We start from the raw sequence: 15,465 nt of genomic DNA, 5'->3' as shown, positions 1-15,465 counted from the left end.
GAGAGAATAATGAAACCCAGTGATAATATGGCACAAAAACCGGCGACGGGCGGCTTTGCCCCTGCCGTGCAGCCCACCGCCTCCACCACCATCATTACCGACAGCCCGGCGATTCACGCGGGTGAAACCTCAGTGCCCAGCCAGGGCGAAAATATGCCGGCATTCTTTGCAAAACCCCAGTCAGCGGAAGGCCCGTGGCCAGTCGTACTGGTCGTGCAGGAGATCTTTGGTGTGCATGAACACATCCGGGATATCTGCCGCCGCCTGGCGCTGGAAGGCTATCTGGCGATTGCGCCTGAGCTCTATTTCCGCGAGGGCGATCCCGCTGAGTATAATGATATCCCGACGCTGTTCAGCGAGCTGGTCAGCAAAGTGCCTGACAGCCAGGTGCTGGCCGATCTCGATCATGCCGCCAACTGGGCCGCACGCAACGGCGGCGATATTCGTCGCATGGGCATCACCGGTTTTTGCTGGGGTGGTCGCATCAGCTGGCTCTACGCCGCGCATAACCCGCAACTGCGCGCCGCCGTGGCGTGGTATGGACGACTGACCGGTGAGCGTACGCTGAAGCAGCAGAAGCATCCTATTGATATTGCGGTCGACCTGAATGCGCCAGTATTAGGTTTGTATGGTGGCCAGGATGAGGGTATCCCGCTGGAGAGCGTCGAGCAGATGCGTCAGGCACTGCATGCCGCCAATGCAACCGCAGAGATCATCGTCTATCCCGAAGCGGGCCATGCCTTTAATGCTGACTATCGTGCAAGCTACCATGCTGAATCTGCCAATGATGGCTGGCAGCGGATGCTGGCCTGGTTCAGGCAGTATGGTGTTGCATCGCAGTAAATGAAAAAGGGGCGCTTATGCGCCCCTGATTTTTTCGCCCCACCAGACCCGATTCCCTACGCCGTTTCTCCACGCAATTTCTTCGCTGCCGTCACCATGTTCGCCAGCGCCTGACGCGTTTCCGTCCAGCCCCGTGTTTTCAAACCGCAGTCCGGGTTCACCCACAGACGCGCTTCCGGAATGCGTTTCGCCGCCTTTAGCAACAGTGCTTCTATCCACTCCACGCTGGGGACATTAGGCGAATGGATGTCGTAGACGCCGGGACCGATTTCATTCGGGTAGTCGAAGTTCTCAAACGCCTCCAGCAGGTCCATGTCAGATCGCGAGGTTTCGATGGTGATCACATCGGCATCCAGCGCCGCGATAGCGTCCATAATGTCGTTAAATTCGCAGTAACACATATGGGTGTGAATCTGGGTTTCATCCCGCGCCACCGCCGCATTCAGTCGGAAGGCCTCCACCGCCCAGTTCAGGTAGGCGGCCCATTCAGACTGGTGCAGTGGCAGACCTTCACGCAGCGCAGGCTCATCAATCTGGATAATCCCGATGCCCGCCTTCTCCAGGTCTTCGACTTCATCACGCAGCGCCAGCGCGATTTGTTTCGCGATGGTTTCGCGTGACACATCTTCACGCGGGAATGACCAGCAGAGGATGGTTACCGGACCGGTCAGCATCCCTTTTACCGGCTTGTTGGTCAGCGACTGGGCATATCTGGCCCACTCAACGGTGATCGCCTCCGGACGACTGACATCGCCAATAATGACAGGCGGTTTCACACAGCGTGAACCGTAGCTCTGAACCCAGCCATTCTGTGTGAAGACAAACCCCTCCAGATGTTCGCCGAAGTACTCAACCATGTCGTTACGTTCCGCTTCACCGTGAACCAGCACATCCAGCCCCAGCCGCTCCTGTTCGAGAATCGCCTGCTTAATGTGCTCCGCGATGCCGGTGCGGTAATGGTTGCTGTCGAGCCGGCCCTGTTTAAAGTCGAGGCGCAGGCCGCGAATTTCAGTGGTCTGCGGAAAAGAGCCGATGGTGGTGGTAGGCCAGGCTGGCAGATTGAAACGCTGACGCTGCAGGACCGCCCGCACCGGATAAGCGCTCTGGCGTTCACTGTGCTGTGGGGTAATGGCCTTAATACGCTGGCCCACCGCCGCATTATGCACGCGGCGGGAGTGAGCGCGGGCGTGTACCGGTGCGCTCCAGGCTTCCAGCGCCGTCGCATCGTTGTTGTTGAGTGCCTGACTCAGCAGTGATAGCTCGGCACATTTCTGCAGCGCAAAGGCGAACCAGCTTTTGACTTCATCATCCAGACGGGTCTCGACGCTCAGGTCGATAGGGCTATGCAGCAGCGAGCAGGAGGAGCCGATCCACACCTGTTCACGCGCTCTGGTCAGCGGTTGCAAGCGGCTGAACCAGCGGCTCAGATCGGCGCGCCAGACGTTGCGTCCGTTGATCACGCCGAGCGACAGCAGCCAGCTGGCGGGCAGTTGCTGATTCAGTTGCTGAATATCATCACGACCATGGACCAGATCGACATGCAGCCCCTGCACCGGCAGCGCACGAATCACATCAATGTTCTGGCCGATGCTGTCAAAATAGGTGGTCAGCAGCAGTTTGCTGTGACCCTGCAGTGCGTCATACGCCGGCTGGAAGGCTTCGCGCCACGTCTGCGGCAGCTCCAGTGCCAGAGCGGGTTCATCAATCTGTACCCATTCGATGCCGCGCTTAGCCAGTTCCGCCAGCACCTGCTGATAGACCGGCAGAATTCCCTCCAGCAGCGACAGACGTTCAAACGGCTCACCCTTCACTTTACCCAGCCACAGATACGTCACCGGCCCCAGCAGCACTGGCTTGATGTTGTGTCCCAGCGCCAGTGCCTCATCCACCTCGTCCAGCAGCTGGGTCCAGGTCAGTTTAAACGTCTGACCCTGGGTAAATTCCGGCACCATGTAGTGATAGTTGGTGTTAAACCATTTGGTCATTTCTGCCGCCGCCGCAGGCTCACCGGTCGGCGCACGACCGCGTCCCAGGCGGAACAGGGTGTCGAGGTCCACTGTGCCGGCTTTGTTCTGATGACGCGCGGGCACGTTACCCAGCATCAGGCTGGTGGTCAGCACATGGTCATACCAGGCGAAATCGCCGACCGGCAGCAGATCGACGCCCGCCTCTTTCTGTTGTTGCCAGTGTCGCGCACGCAGCTCACGGCCCGTCGCCAGTAACGCCTGCTGCGTGCTGTCGCCAGCCCAGTAACTCTCCAGCGCTTTTTTCAGTTCACGGCGCAGGCCAATACGGGGAAAGCCGAGGGTATGGTTCAGGATAGTCATGTGCTGTTCTCCAGATAATCTTTCACTTTGGCTGAAATGGGCAGCCAAAGATGTTTAGCCGTCCAGATGTTTACACTGCTATACTCTGCGGGTACTGTATATTGCTCAAGCGCAATATGTTCATTTTCGATGTGAAGGACTCTCATGATCGAACTCAAGCACCTGCGGACGCTTCAGGCTCTGCGCAATACGGGCTCGCTGGCGGCGGCGGCGGCCCAGCTTCATCAGACGCAATCGGCGTTGTCTCATCAGTTCAGCGATCTGGAGCAGCGGCTGGGATTCCGCCTGTTCGTGCGTAAAAGTCAGCCGCTGCGCTTTACGCCGCAGGGCGATATTCTGCTGCAGCTGGCAGAGCAGGTGCTGCCGCAGATTCAGCAGGCATTGCAGGCCTGCCATGAGCCACATCAGACCACGCTGCGGGTGGCAATAGAGTGCCATAGCTGCATTCAGTGGCTGACCCCCGCGCTGGATAAATTCCGTCAGAGCTGGCCGCAGGTGGTGATGGATTTCAAATCGGGCGTGACCTTTGATCCTCAACCCGCCCTGCAACAGGGTGAGCTGGATGTGGTGCTGACCTCCGATATCCTGGCGCGCTCGGGTCTGTTCTACTCCCCGATGTTTGATTATGAAGTGCGGCTGGTGCTGGCAACGGATCACCCGCTGGCGCAGGTTGAGCAGATTTCGCCGGAAGATCTAGCCGATGAGGTGTTGATGATCTATCCGGTGCAGCGTCAGCGTCTGGATATCTGGCGTCACTTCCTGCAGCCCGCAGGCGTCAGTCCGGCACTGAAAAGTGTGGATAACACCCTGCTGATGATTCAGATGGTCTCGGCACGTATGGGGATTGCCGCGCTGCCGCACTGGGTGGTGGAGAGTTTTGAGAAGCAGGGTCTGGTGGTCACCCGCACGCTGGGCGATGGCCTGTGGAGCCGTCTTTATGCGGCCGTGCGCGAAGGGGAGCAACGTCAGCCGGTGCTGGAAGCGTTTATCCGCTTTGCCCGTCAGCACGCCTGTGAGCATCTGCCTTTTGTGCGCGACGCCGCGCTGCCCGGTGCGGTGTTGCAGCGATAATCTGGCGGGCACAAACCTGCGCGAAGGCGGGCAAAATCCCCTATAATGCGCAGCCTGTCGACTGACCACGAGAAGATTTCACCATGACTAACAATGATATTCTGCGCAGCGTGCGCTATATGCTCAACCTGAGCGATGCCAAAATGGTGGAGATTTTTGCGCTGGCGCAATGTGACGTGCCGCTGGCGGATATTCAGGCGTGGCTGAAAAAAGATGACGATGCTGCGTTCCGTCCCTGCCCCGATGTGCTGATGGGTTATTTCCTGAATGGCCTGATCTTCTACCGTCGCGGCAAAAGTGAAGATGCGCCCGCGCCGTCGATTGAGCGCAAGATGACCAATAACATCTTCATGAGAAAGCTGCGTATCGCTTTTGATCTGAAAACCACCGACATTCCTGATGTACTGAAACGCGTGAATTTTACCGTTTCACAGGCTGAGATTGGTGCGATTTTCCGCAAACCTGATCATAAGAACTATCGCGAATGCGGCGATCAGATTCTGCGTAACTTCCTGAAAGGGCTGGCGATGATTCAGCGTCCTAAGAGTGAAAAGCCTGCTTAACGTCTGTGGCTGATCGCTTCGGGTACCTGCGTGGTCAGAAGTGGCGCATCTGATCGCAAAGAAAGCCTGCATCCATGCAGCACGGCCTCGCCATCCCTGGCTCGGACGCTTTGCTCCTCAGTTGCGCCACCTCTTCCCTTAAGCTTCTTCATGGCTTTTTAATTAGCAACACCAGGCCAGCCCTGGGGAGTGAAAGCGGGTCATCGTTAGAGCCTTCGTCGCAGGGAAAAAAAGCGCCGGGAGCATTTCTGAACCATCCTGGAAGATTCCTTCGCGATCGGACGCGCCAGCCCGGGAGGCCGCACCCATGCAACAGCACTGTTTATGATCGGTCACCGCGCCCCACCACCCAGCGCTTATGCACCCACAACGAGGCGAGGATCACCAGTGCGCCCGCAATAAAGCTTGGCCAGTGCGGTTTCTCCTGCCAGATAGCCAGATTCACCAGCAGCCCGGCAGGAACGTGCATGTTATTCATAATGCCCAGCGTGCCGGCATCGACCTGGGTCGCACCATAATTCCACATAAAATAGCCGAGACCGGAAGCCGCAATGCCCAGCCAGACCAGAATGCCCCACTGCAATGAGGTGGTCGGCAACTTCTGTGGATTGCCCCAGGCACACCAGGCGATCACCGCAATCAACACTGCACCCAGATAGAACCAGGAGAAGGCCGTGTGCTGCGGCATCGGGCGGGTCTCCTGCAGACGCTTATAGCCCACCATTCCCGCCGCAAAGCAGATATTTGCCAGTTGCACTAACAGCAGACCAAACCAGAAATGATCGCTGACTTTGTCATAGCGAATAATGGCCGCACCTGCCACAGCCAGCAGTGCACTGAAGATATAGCCGATGCGCAGTGGACGACGGCTGATCAGATCGTAAATCAGCGTCACATAAAGCGGCGTCATCACCGTAAACAGCAGGAATTCCGACACGCTAAGATAGAGATAGGCTTCGAAACTCAGCAGATACATCACGCCCAGCTGCAGCATCCCGACCAGCATGTAAAGCAACAGCGTTGAAGGGCGATGACCACGCCAGCGCAGGAAAGGTAAAAATACCAGCGCAGCCAGCGCCAGTCGCATCAGTACAGAGAACCAGCTGTCCACCTGCCCGGCAAGGTATTCGCCAATCAGACTGAACGAAAAGGCCCACAGAATGGTGGTAATAATCAATAAAAACACGGTGACGACCCCGAAATTAACAGGCCGTCAGTGTAAACAATGTGCTGCCATCAGGCTGTGAAATCTGGTTGACATCTGATTACAAACCAGGCGATCAGAATATCCATCGGTAAAGGACTCTCGCCTCCTGACATAACTGTCTGCATAAAGATTTTTCAGCCAGATAAAATGCGCGAAATGATCCATCGCATGATCACTTCCGCTCCAGAATGTAATAAAAGTGTAACAAATGTGTCATTCATCACAGTAACGTTGCGCAACTAACACTATTCTTTGCGCGAAATGGAACATTCTGCGTCCATTTTCTTCTGCTCTTTTCCTGCCCCAACCTGCTGGGAATTAAAAACCATAATGTGCCCTGGAGGGCCTCACTGATGCTGAGCATTTTTAAACCTGCACCACGTCAGCCGCAGGTGGCGGAGGATCACGTTGATCCGCTCTACCGTCGTCTGCGCTGGCAAATTTTCATCGGGATCTTCTTTGGTTACGCCGCCTACTATCTGGTCAGAAAAAACTTCGCACTCGCCATGCCCTACCTGGTAGAGCAGGGTTTTTCACGTGGCGATCTCGGTTTTGCCTTATCCGGCATATCCATCGCCTACGGCTTTTCAAAATTCATCATGGGATCGGTCTCTGACCGCTCAAACCCGCGCGTCTTCTTACCGGCAGGCCTGATTCTGGCTGCGACAGTGATGCTGATCATGGGATTCGTTCCCTGGGCCACCTCCAGCATTATGGTGATGTTCGTGCTGCTGTTTATCTGCGGCTGGTTCCAGGGCATGGGCTGGCCACCTTGTGGACGTACCATGGTTCACTGGTGGTCGCAGAAAGAGCGCGGCAGGATCGTTTCGGTCTGGAACTGCGCCCATAATGTCGGCGGCGGTATTCCGCCTCTGCTGTTCCTGCTCGGTATGGCGTGGTTCAACGACTGGAAAGCGGCACTCTATATGCCGGCGTTTGGCGCCATCGCCATTGCGATTCTGGCCTTTGCGCTGATGCGCGATACGCCGCAATCCTGTGGTCTGCCACCGATTGAAGAGTACAAAAACGACTATCCGCCCGACTATGATGCCAGCCACGAAGAGGAGCTGACGGCTAAACAGATCTTCATGAAATATGTGCTGCCGAACAAGCTGCTGTGGTACATCGCGCTGGCCAACGTGTTTGTTTATCTGCTGCGCTACGGCATTCTCGACTGGTCGCCGACCTATCTCAGAGAAGTAAAACACTTCACGCTGGATAAATCGTCGTGGGCTTACTTCCTGTATGAGTATGCGGGGATCCCCGGAACGCTGCTGTGCGGCTGGATGTCGGACAAAGTGTTCCGCGGTAATCGCGGTGCGACCGGGGTGTTCTTTATGACGCTGGTAACCATCGCGACCGTGATCTACTGGCTTAACCCGGCGGGCAATCCTGGCGTCGATATGGCCTGTATGATTGTGATTGGCTTCCTGATCTACGGTCCGGTGATGCTTATTGGTCTGCACGCGCTGGAGCTGGCCCCGAAAAAAGCGGCGGGGACGGCGGCGGGCTTCACCGGCCTGTTCGGCTATCTGGGTGGATCGGTGGCGGCCAGCGCCATTGTCGGTTACACCGTCGATTACTTCGGCTGGGACGGCGGCTTCATGGTGATGATTGCTGGCTGTGTGCTGGCGGTTATCCTGCTGTTACTGACCATGGTCAGCGAACACAAACACAAAAAGACCCCTGCCTGACGGCAATAAAAAAGGGCCGGATATCCGGCCCTTTTTTTGCGCTGACGGCTTAAGCAAGATAGAGCGTGCGCAGCGTCTGCGGCACGGCATCATCGGCATTTGAACCGATCACATCCAGCTCCGGCAGCGTATCTTTCAACCTCTGATGGGCGTTCTGCATGATAAAGCCCTTACCCGCCATGCTCAGCATCTCCACATCGTTCATGCCGTCGCCAAAGGCGATACAGCTTTCCAGTGAATGGCCCAGCGTTTTCGCGACCGCTTCCAGCGCATGCCCTTTCGACACGCCGCCCGCCATCACTTCCAGACAGGTAGGCAGTGAGAAACTGACGTTAACCCGATCGCCCCAGCGCGCTTCAATCGCCTGTTCCATCGGGATCAGATGCTCGGGATTTTCGCAGGTGAAAAAGACCTTGCTGATATTATCGGTTGGCAGCAGACCCGGCTCATAGACCTGATAGTTGAACACCGACTCGCGGAAATAGTCCTGCTCAGCCGGGCTTGAGCGGCTGACAAACCACTCATCGTCGCGGTAAACGTGGGTCAGGATATCGCTGTGATGATATTGCAGGCCAAACAGATCGCTGGCGATATCCTCATCCAGATTATGACTGAACACCAGTTCGCCCTCTGCGTTGTGCACGCGCGCGCCGTTTGAGGTGATCATATAGGCCGGAATCGCCAGGCTGTCGCGCATCTGTCCGACATCGATATGATGACGGCCGGTGGCGAATATAAAGTGAATATCTTTCGCGACCAGCTGCTGCAGCGTTTCACGCGCAAAAGGGGTCAGACGATGTTCGGGAGAAAGCAGCGTGCCATCCAGATCGGATGCAACGATGTGATACATGAAAACCTCGGGTATCTGGTTCTGCCGGCCTTAACCGGTCGGATAAATAACGTCAGTGGTGCGAGGAAAAGAAGTCGACCACTGCATTGAGTGCTTCGGCGCGCATCTCATCCTTTTCAAACAGGATCTCATGACGCGCACCGTCGATCACCCGTGGCTTATTGCCCTCACACGGATGACCCGCCGCTGCCATCGCGGCACAAAAAAGGTCCTGCGAACGATTGTCGACCACCCGATCATCGCTGGCCTGTAACAGTAGCAGTGGCGTGGTGATCTTATCGACCTGACTGATGATGTTGCGACCTGCATGGATGCCTTCACGTACCCAATGGTAGGTTGGCCCGCCAACGCGAATCGCCGGATCGTCCGCATAAAAGCGCAGGTTTCGCCGGTAACGCTCGGTGCTGTGCGTCAGCCGGTTAATGCCAAACGGATGCGCACGCCAGCGGCCGGTGCCGAGCGCATAGCCATCGCGCATCGCCGGACGCTTCTCCGCCCAGTCCAGGATCCGATGGGCCAGAAAAGAGGGCAACGGTAAAGCAATGCCAAACATCGGCGCCACCAGCGCGACCGCATGAAACGCCTGCGGCTGACGCGCCAGAAACAGCGTTAAGATTGCGCCGCCCATGGAGTGAGCCAGCGCATAGCGCTGCTGGTAGTGACCGCTGATAATCTCTTTCAGATAGAGCGTTTCAAGGTCGTCGACATAATGGGTAAATTCCGCCACGTGACCGCGGTGTGAATCTTCCAGCAGGCGATCGGAACGCCCCTGACCGCGATGGTCAAGGATCACCACATCAAATCCGCAGTGAAACAGATCGTACGCCAGCTCAGGATATTTTATGTAACTCTCGATGCGTCCCGGCACAATCAGGATCACACGCTTGTGTTGCGGTGATGTGAAGCGGACGTAGCGCAGCGTCAGATTACCCACGCCGGTAAACTCAAGCTCTTCGCGGCTGTGCCAGAAATCGAGCAGTGGCCCGGTAGCGAAGGCAGCAAAGGCTTTTTCTCGTCGCAGCCAGCTGGCTTTGTGTTGATTCATTCGCCCTCCTGATGACCGGATAAAGAGTCCTGAATGCCATGCGCAGGCCGTAGCGCCGCGCTTATTTCTGGCGTATTGTGTCACAATTCCGCTACTAAAGAGAGCCTGACCCATGACCATCGAATGGTGGCTGACCTATCTGCTTACCACTACAATTCTCAGCCTGTCGCCCGGTTCCGGCGCAATCAACACCATGAGTACCGGTATCAGCCACGGCTATCGCGGCACGGTTGCCTCTATCTCCGGTTTGCAGGTCGGCCTGGCGCTGCATATCGTGCTGGTCGGCATCGGTCTGGGCGCGCTGTTTTCTCAGTCGCTGCTGGCGTTTGAGATTCTGAAATGGGCCGGTGCGGCCTATCTGGTCTGGCTGGGTATTCAGCAGTGGCGCTCAGCGGGTGGCATTGATCTGGATGCAGTCGCCAGAGCGATGCCGCGTCGTCGCCTGTTCAAACGCGCCGTGCTGGTTAACCTGACCAACCCGAAAAGTATCGTCTTCCTCGCCGCCCTGTTCCCGCAATTTATTCAGCCGCATCAGCCGCTATTTATGCAGTATCTGGTGCTGGGCGTCACCACCGTTGTGGTCGATATCATCGTGATGATTGGCTACGCCACGCTGGCAACGCGGATTGCGGGCTGGATTAAGGGACCAAAACAGATAAAGTTAATGAACCGCATTTTTGGCGGGCTGTTTATGGCGGTAGGCGCACTGCTGGCCAGCGCCAGAAAAATCGCTTAACGTCTTTCGCGCCGAATTCGGCGCGGAAGATTATCCCTTATTCCCTGGCCCCGCTACGGCGCTGCCAGTGGAACCGCACGCAACACAATGATGCCCGGCTTCGAACGCATATATTCCCTGAACGGCGCATCGACAACTTTTCGATTAACGGCCAGCGAAGAGGCGTTCCTGAACCACAAGCGGCCATCATGCCGGACAGCAATCCCCACATGCGTAACATCCAGGCTCTGACTGGTGGCGTAAACCCCCACGTAATCGCCGGTCTGAATTTGCTTCAGCACCTGCGGTGTGATCGCCCGGGCCGGAATGTAAGTGACAGGACGTGCAATCACACCCAGACCGGGCACCTGTTCTGCTCCGCTGGCCTGACGATTCAGGTGCTTCACCACCGTCACCGTATCCGGGCTAAGAGTGCGGGTCACGTCATCGGCATTGCGCGGGCTATCGGCAAACCAGTCGGAGAAAAAGTGGCGACGATTCCGGTAGATGACCTCACCGCCAGCGTAGCGGGTTTGAATCAGGTTAGCCTCAAAGCTGGCACGATCGTGGCTGCGGCTCAGCGCCTGCACGTAATCAAGCAGCGTGTAACAATCCACACCGTTGAAATTGATCACCAGCGCTTCCGGACGCGTGGGAGAACCGATCAGCGTATCCGCTTCATAGGGTGTTCCGAGAAACGTCGCAGAGATCCGGCTAATCCTTTCGCCCTGCGTCTGATCGACATCGGGCAGCGTCTGCATCAGGATCGAGGTAACCTCATCGGTCTGGCCCGGCTCTGGCGCAGGGTTGCGGGCGGCATCAGGCGAGGCGCAGGCGCTGATACAGGCCGTCATCAACACCAGTAATATGAACTTCACTCTCATCATCCTCTCCATAAACGTTGCGCCTGCTTCCCGACTTTAATGGAGATATGGATATGAATGATTAATAAAGAGTGACGATTTATCTGCGGTTGCAACAGCAAAACTCCCTGAGCCCTGGAATGTGACATCCGTCACACAAGCGAACTCTCTGGAGGAAGCGACAGCAAGGGAGGTTTCTGCCGGAGGCGCAACGCGCACTCCGGCATAAGGGCTGAAACGGTGTTTAACGCGAAAGAATCAGGTGGATACCAAAACCGGCAAACAGTACGCCGGCCATGCCATCGACCCATTTCGCCAGTCGCTGATACTTAGCGCGGATCCACGGCAGCGCAAAAATCGCCGCCACCAGGGTAAACCAGGCAAAGGTTTCACCGACAATCAGCAGGAACAGACCCCAGCGCTCCGCCGAACCGACATCGTCGCCAACAAATAGCGAGAAGACGCTGCCGAAGTAGATAATGGCTTTAGGATTCGACAGGTTCGTCAGCAGGCCTTTGAGAAAGCTCATGCCGCGTTTCGGCAACGCAACCACCGGCTCATCCTGCTGCGGCTGTTTATGACGCTGACGTGCCGAGCACATCAGCTGCCAGCCCATCCACAACAGATAAAGTCCACCGCCGACCATGATGATCTGATGCAGCCAGGCCATTTTTTCCAGAATCAGATGCAGCCCCATCAGCGCCACACCCGCCCAGACCACAATGCCCAGCGTAATGCCCAGTACACCCATCATCGCCTCTTTGCGCGAGCGGCTGGCGGCAGTCTGTGACACGAAAAAGAAATCGGGGCCGGGGCTCATCAGCGCCACCAGATGCACCAGCGCCACAGTGGCGAATAACATCAGCATAATCAGTGTCCTTTACTCTTCATCATCAAGATGCTCTTTGATCATCACCAGGAAAGGTTTGCCAAAGCGCTCCAGTTTGCGGTGACCCACGCCGTTGACGCTGAGCATCTCTGACGCGCTGACCGGCATCTGTTCTGCCATCTCTATCAGTGTGGCGTCATTGAACACCACGTAAGGCGGAATATTCTCTTCATCGGCGATCGCTTTTCGCAGCTTACGCAGCTTGGCGAACAGTTTGCGATCGTAGTTACCACCGTGAAACTTCGCCGGACTGCTGCTTTTTGTTTTTGCGGTGATCAAACGCGGCACCGCCAGCATCAGTGGCACTTCACCGCGCAGCACCGGGCGCGCCGCTTCGGTGAGCTGCAGAGCCGAATGCATAGCGATGTTCTGCGTCACCAGCCCCAGATGGATTAGCTGACGTAACACGCTCACCCAATGTTCGTGGCTCTGATCTTTGCCCAGTCCATAGACCGGCAGTTTGTCATGACCCTGCTCACGGATACGCTGATTGTTGGACCCGCGCAGCACCTCAACGATATAGCCCATACCAAAACGCTGCCCCACGCGGTAGATGCCGGAGAGGGCTTTTTGCGCTTCAACCAGGCCGTCATAACGTTTAGGTGGGTCAAGACAGATATCGCAGTTATCGCACGGCTGCTGGCGGCCCTCGCCAAAATAGTTCAGCAGCACCAGACGGCGGCAGGTCTGCGCTTCAGCAAACGCGCCCATGGCGTTGAGTTTGTGACGCTCAATATCCTGCAGCGGCCCGGGCACTTTCTCTTCCAGACATTTACGCAGCCAGGCCATATCGGCCGGGTCGTAAAGCATCATCGCTTCGGCAGGCAGACCATCACGTCCGGCTCGCCCGGTTTCCTGATAATAGGACTCGATGTTGCGCGGAATATCGAAGTGGACCACAAAACGGACGTTGGGCTTGTTGATGCCCATGCCAAAGGCCACCGTCGCCACCACGATTTGCAGATCGTCACGCTGAAACGCTTCCTGCACCCGGCCACGCTGCTCGCTGTCGATACCGGCGTGGTAGGCTCCAACGCTGAAGCCCCGGCTTTGCAGTCGCGCGGCGGTGTCTTCCACCTTCGCCCGGCTGTTGCAGTAGATAATGCCGCACTTGCCGCGCTGATCCTGAACGTAACACAGCAGCTGATCGGTGGGTTTAAATTTCTCCACCAGCGTGTAGCGAATATTGGGGCGGTCAAAGCTGCTGATCTGGATCAGCGGATCCTGCATATGCAGCAGGTTAACGATGTCGTTGCGGGTGGTTTCATCCGCGGTCGCGGTCAGCGCCATTACCGGTAATTCCGGGAAGCGCTGACGCATCTTGCCGAGTGCGCCATATTCCGGACGGAAATCGTGGCCCCACTGGGAAATACAGTGCGCTTCATCCACCGCCAGCATCGCCGGTTGCCAGTGCGCCAGACTGTCCAGGAAGTTATCCATCATCAGGCGTTCCGGGGCGATGTAGAGCAGCTTAACCCGACCGGTTCGGCAGTCGGCCATCACCGTCTGCTGCTGATCGCGCGTCATGGTGGAGTTGAGATACGCCGCCGCCACGCCGTTCGCCAGCAGCTGATCGACCTGATCTTTCATCAGCGAGATCAGCGGCGACACCACCAGCGTCAGCCCCTCGCGCACCAGCGCAGGGATCTGATAACAGAGCGATTTACCACCGCCGGTGGGCATCACCACCAGACAATCGCGCCCGCTCAGCGCCTCATTAATGATCGTCTGCTGACCGGGACGAAAATGCTGGTAGCCGAAGGTATCCTGCAATACCTGCTGCGCCAGCGCTTCCTGATTAAGAACTGCCGAGGTTGCCACGCGATTCCTGTCTTTCGTTATGGATTAGAACAAGTCGTTAAGTGTTACACCCACACCCAGACGCGTCTGGCGATGGTTGTAATCGATCAGTGATTCACCGTAACCGCTAAACACCTGAGTATAGAAGCGAACGTGCTCAGTGATAGGGTAGCTCCAGCCCAGGGTCGCGCCGCCATAACCGCTGTTCCAGTTATAGTTACCCTCTACGCTGAAGATATTGTCGCCGAGCTTATAGCCCAGACGGGTGCGGTAGTAACCCATGTATTTGGTGATATCAGGATTATCATCGCTGTTCGCCCCTTCAGGGATGCGATACCAGGGTTTGATTTCCGCCAGGAAGTTACCATTCTCTGCCATCAGACGCGCATAGACGCGGTTCCAGCTGCGCGAGGTGGGATCGCTTCGTCCGTTGGATTGGTGATTCAGACCCACTTCGACATCACGCAGTGTCCAGCCCGCCAGCGAATAGTCGGTCGCCCAGCCCAGGAAAATCTGCGGCTCATAGTTGGTCTCACGGAATGGCGATGACTCAGCGCTATTCGACAGCTGCCACCAGGAACGCTGGGTGTAAGAGGCTGCCAGCACCGAGTTGTCGCCCAGAATACCGCGCCACAGCGGAAACGCCAGGCTGAGCTGGAATTTCACTTCATCTTTGCGGGCATTCTCTCCCCAGTTATAGGAGGAGATCGCCTCTTTATTGAGGTCGCTGGTATAGGTATAAAGCAGATAGTTGTTCTCGTAAGGATAGAGAACAAACGGGTTGTCATGCTTCTCCAGCAGGTTAGCAATAATGCTGCCCTGAACCTGTGGCGCGTCATGAACCTCTTTAATATGGGCTTCATCCGCCTGCGCCAGCGCAGGAAATATCAACATTGCCGCCAGCAAGGCGCGATGCTTACGCATAAAATTCTCCGGTGAGCAGCTGCGTATCAAAGTAACTGAAAGGGTGTCGTAAAAAGCAGGCCATTCTACACGCAAATGGCAGTGAGCATGAGTGCTGATTTCTTAAACTGGAAACACCCTCGCAGGCGGCATAGAATACACAACTCATTCATGTTCCGCGCCCCTCTGGCCCGATTTTTTCAGGACACATCATCATGTCATCACCTGTGCTGACACAGCAGGACGCTCGCCAGCTGGTCGGCGAAATTTTCGTTTATCACATGCCGTTTAATCAGGCGCTGGGCCTGGAACTGATGCGCCTTGACGCAGACTACGCAGAGATCAGCTTCAATAACAAAACCATGCTGGTGGGCAACCAGGCGCAGCAGATTCTGCACGGCGGCGTTATCGCGTCGGTACTGGATGTGGCGGCGGGCATGGTCTGCGTCAGTAATGCGTTAACCCGTCAGGAAAGCATCAGCGAAGCGGATCTGCGCCAGCGTCTGTCACGCATGGGTACCATTGATATGCGCGTCGACTATCTGCGTCCCGGACGCGGCGAACGCTTCACCGCCACCAGCAGCCTGCTGCGCGCCGGTAACAAAGTCGCTGTGGCGCGCGTGGAACTGCACAATCAACAGGGCGATTATATCGCCACGGCTACCGCCACCTATCTTATCGGCTAACCACACCAT

The 15,465-nt window shown here is 56.5% G+C and carries 14 protein-coding genes; 6 read left to right on the top strand and 8 right to left on the bottom strand.

The window, feature by feature from the left end; translation table 11 throughout:
* The first annotated feature begins 9 nt into the window (after positions 1 to 9).
* Entirely contained in the window at positions 10 to 843 is an 834-nt protein-coding gene (locus ACVKSX_RS17005) for a dienelactone hydrolase family protein (RefSeq protein ID WP_010671680.1), read from the top strand.
* Positions 844 to 899: 56 nt separating this feature from the next.
* Here the strand turns inward: ACVKSX_RS17005 and metE are convergent, their stop codons facing one another.
* On the bottom strand, positions 900 to 3,170 hold the full coding sequence (metE, locus tag ACVKSX_RS17000; protein ID WP_010257271.1) for a 5-methyltetrahydropteroyltriglutamate--homocysteine S-methyltransferase: 2,271 nt from the start codon (positions 3,168 to 3,170) through the stop codon (positions 900 to 902).
* A 144-nt stretch (positions 3,171 to 3,314) separates the two neighbouring features.
* Here metE and metR point away from each other — a divergent pair, with 144 nt between their 5' ends.
* Positions 3,315 to 4,241 (top strand): HTH-type transcriptional regulator MetR, encoded by a 927-nt coding sequence (gene metR, locus ACVKSX_RS16995; protein WP_003854400.1) that lies wholly within the window; start codon positions 3,315 to 3,317, stop codon positions 4,239 to 4,241.
* Between the two features lie 83 nt (positions 4,242 to 4,324).
* A complete protein-coding gene (locus ACVKSX_RS16990; protein WP_010257278.1) occupies positions 4,325 to 4,804 on the top strand; it encodes a YehS family protein in 480 nt (159 codons plus the stop codon).
* 322 nt (positions 4,805 to 5,126) lie between these two features.
* Here the strand turns inward: ACVKSX_RS16990 and ACVKSX_RS16985 are convergent, their stop codons facing one another.
* The gene (locus ACVKSX_RS16985) at positions 5,127 to 5,990 is read right to left on the bottom strand and encodes a carboxylate/amino acid/amine transporter (RefSeq protein WP_033773271.1); all 864 of its coding nucleotides are present in this window, start codon (positions 5,988 to 5,990) and stop codon (positions 5,127 to 5,129) included.
* 374 nt (positions 5,991 to 6,364) lie between these two features.
* Here ACVKSX_RS16985 and glpT point away from each other — a divergent pair, with 374 nt between their 5' ends.
* A complete protein-coding gene (gene glpT, locus ACVKSX_RS16980; RefSeq protein ID WP_010257284.1) occupies positions 6,365 to 7,705 on the top strand; it encodes a glycerol-3-phosphate transporter in 1,341 nt (446 codons plus the stop codon).
* Positions 7,706 to 7,754: 49 nt separating this feature from the next.
* On the opposite strand, the gene yigL is transcribed toward glpT, so the two are convergent.
* Together yigL and pldB are read right to left on the bottom strand one after the other, a co-directional pair.
* Positions 7,755 to 8,555 carry a sugar/pyridoxal phosphate phosphatase YigL gene (gene yigL, locus ACVKSX_RS16975; RefSeq protein WP_010257286.1) on the bottom strand — a complete coding sequence of 267 codons (801 nt, stop codon included), beginning with the start codon at positions 8,553 to 8,555 and terminating at the stop codon, positions 7,755 to 7,757.
* 52 nt (positions 8,556 to 8,607) lie between these two features.
* On the bottom strand, positions 8,608 to 9,600 hold the full coding sequence (gene pldB / locus ACVKSX_RS16970; protein WP_010257288.1) for a lysophospholipase L2: 993 nt from the start codon (positions 9,598 to 9,600) through the stop codon (positions 8,608 to 8,610).
* Positions 9,601 to 9,712: 112 nt separating this feature from the next.
* On the opposite strand from pldB, the gene rhtB reads away from it, so the two are divergent.
* Entirely contained in the window at positions 9,713 to 10,336 is a 624-nt protein-coding gene (gene rhtB / locus ACVKSX_RS16965; RefSeq protein ID WP_050680554.1) for a homoserine/homoserine lactone efflux protein, read from the top strand.
* Between the two features lie 53 nt (positions 10,337 to 10,389).
* Here the strand turns inward: rhtB and ACVKSX_RS16960 are convergent, their stop codons facing one another.
* The 4 genes from ACVKSX_RS16960 to pldA all read right to left on the bottom strand — a co-directional run bounded on the left by ACVKSX_RS16960 (position 10,390) and on the right by pldA (position 14,791).
* Positions 10,390 to 11,199: a DUF1460 domain-containing protein gene (locus tag ACVKSX_RS16960; protein ID WP_354439238.1), complete on the bottom strand. Its 810-nt coding sequence runs from the start codon at positions 11,197 to 11,199 to the stop codon at positions 10,390 to 10,392.
* A 223-nt stretch (positions 11,200 to 11,422) separates the two neighbouring features.
* The gene (rhtC, locus tag ACVKSX_RS16955; protein WP_010257296.1) at positions 11,423 to 12,046 is read right to left on the bottom strand and encodes a threonine export protein RhtC; all 624 of its coding nucleotides are present in this window, start codon (positions 12,044 to 12,046) and stop codon (positions 11,423 to 11,425) included.
* 12 nt (positions 12,047 to 12,058) lie between these two features.
* Positions 12,059 to 13,888, bottom strand: a complete 1,830-nt coding sequence (gene recQ / locus ACVKSX_RS16950; RefSeq protein WP_354439232.1) for an ATP-dependent DNA helicase RecQ — start codon at positions 13,886 to 13,888, stop codon at positions 12,059 to 12,061.
* Between the two features lie 24 nt (positions 13,889 to 13,912).
* Complete coding sequence (gene pldA / locus ACVKSX_RS16945; RefSeq protein WP_010257301.1) at positions 13,913 to 14,791, bottom strand: phospholipase A; 879 nt, start codon at positions 14,789 to 14,791, stop codon at positions 13,913 to 13,915.
* 194 nt (positions 14,792 to 14,985) lie between these two features.
* Here pldA and ACVKSX_RS16940 point away from each other — a divergent pair, with 194 nt between their 5' ends.
* Complete coding sequence (locus ACVKSX_RS16940; protein ID WP_010257304.1) at positions 14,986 to 15,456, top strand: thioesterase family protein; 471 nt, start codon at positions 14,986 to 14,988, stop codon at positions 15,454 to 15,456.
* The last annotated feature ends 9 nt before the right edge of the window (positions 15,457 to 15,465 follow it).

It is taken from the genome of Pantoea sp. PvP021, assembly GCF_054056055.1.
This window is presented reverse-complemented; position numbering and strand designations above follow the sequence as displayed.

Bases quoted from the DNA above. Each gene is read 5' to 3' on its own strand.
- rhtC (WP_010257296.1), bottom strand. From the start codon at position 12,046: ATGCTGATGTTATTCGCCACTGTGGCGCTGGTGCATCTGGTGGCGCTG.
- yigL (WP_010257286.1), bottom strand. From the start codon at position 8,555: ATGTATCACATCGTTGCATCCGATCTGGATGGCACGCTGCTTTCTCCC.
- pldA (WP_010257301.1), bottom strand. From the start codon at position 14,791: ATGCGTAAGCATCGCGCCTTGCTGGCGGCAATGTTGATATTTCCTGCG.
- ACVKSX_RS16940 (WP_010257304.1), top strand. From the start codon at position 14,986: ATGTCATCACCTGTGCTGACACAGCAGGACGCTCGCCAGCTGGTCGGC.
- ACVKSX_RS17005 (WP_010671680.1), top strand. From the start codon at position 10: ATGAAACCCAGTGATAATATGGCACAAAAACCGGCGACGGGCGGCTTT.
- glpT (WP_010257284.1), top strand. From the start codon at position 6,365: ATGCTGAGCATTTTTAAACCTGCACCACGTCAGCCGCAGGTGGCGGAG.
- rhtB (WP_050680554.1), top strand. From the start codon at position 9,713: ATGACCATCGAATGGTGGCTGACCTATCTGCTTACCACTACAATTCTC.
- metE (WP_010257271.1), bottom strand. From the start codon at position 3,170: ATGACTATCCTGAACCATACCCTCGGCTTTCCCCGTATTGGCCTGCGC.
- pldB (WP_010257288.1), bottom strand. From the start codon at position 9,600: ATGAATCAACACAAAGCCAGCTGGCTGCGACGAGAAAAAGCCTTTGCT.
- ACVKSX_RS16990 (WP_010257278.1), top strand. From the start codon at position 4,325: ATGACTAACAATGATATTCTGCGCAGCGTGCGCTATATGCTCAACCTG.
- ACVKSX_RS16960 (WP_354439238.1), bottom strand. From the start codon at position 11,199: ATGAGAGTGAAGTTCATATTACTGGTGTTGATGACGGCCTGTATCAGC.
- metR (WP_003854400.1), top strand. From the start codon at position 3,315: ATGATCGAACTCAAGCACCTGCGGACGCTTCAGGCTCTGCGCAATACG.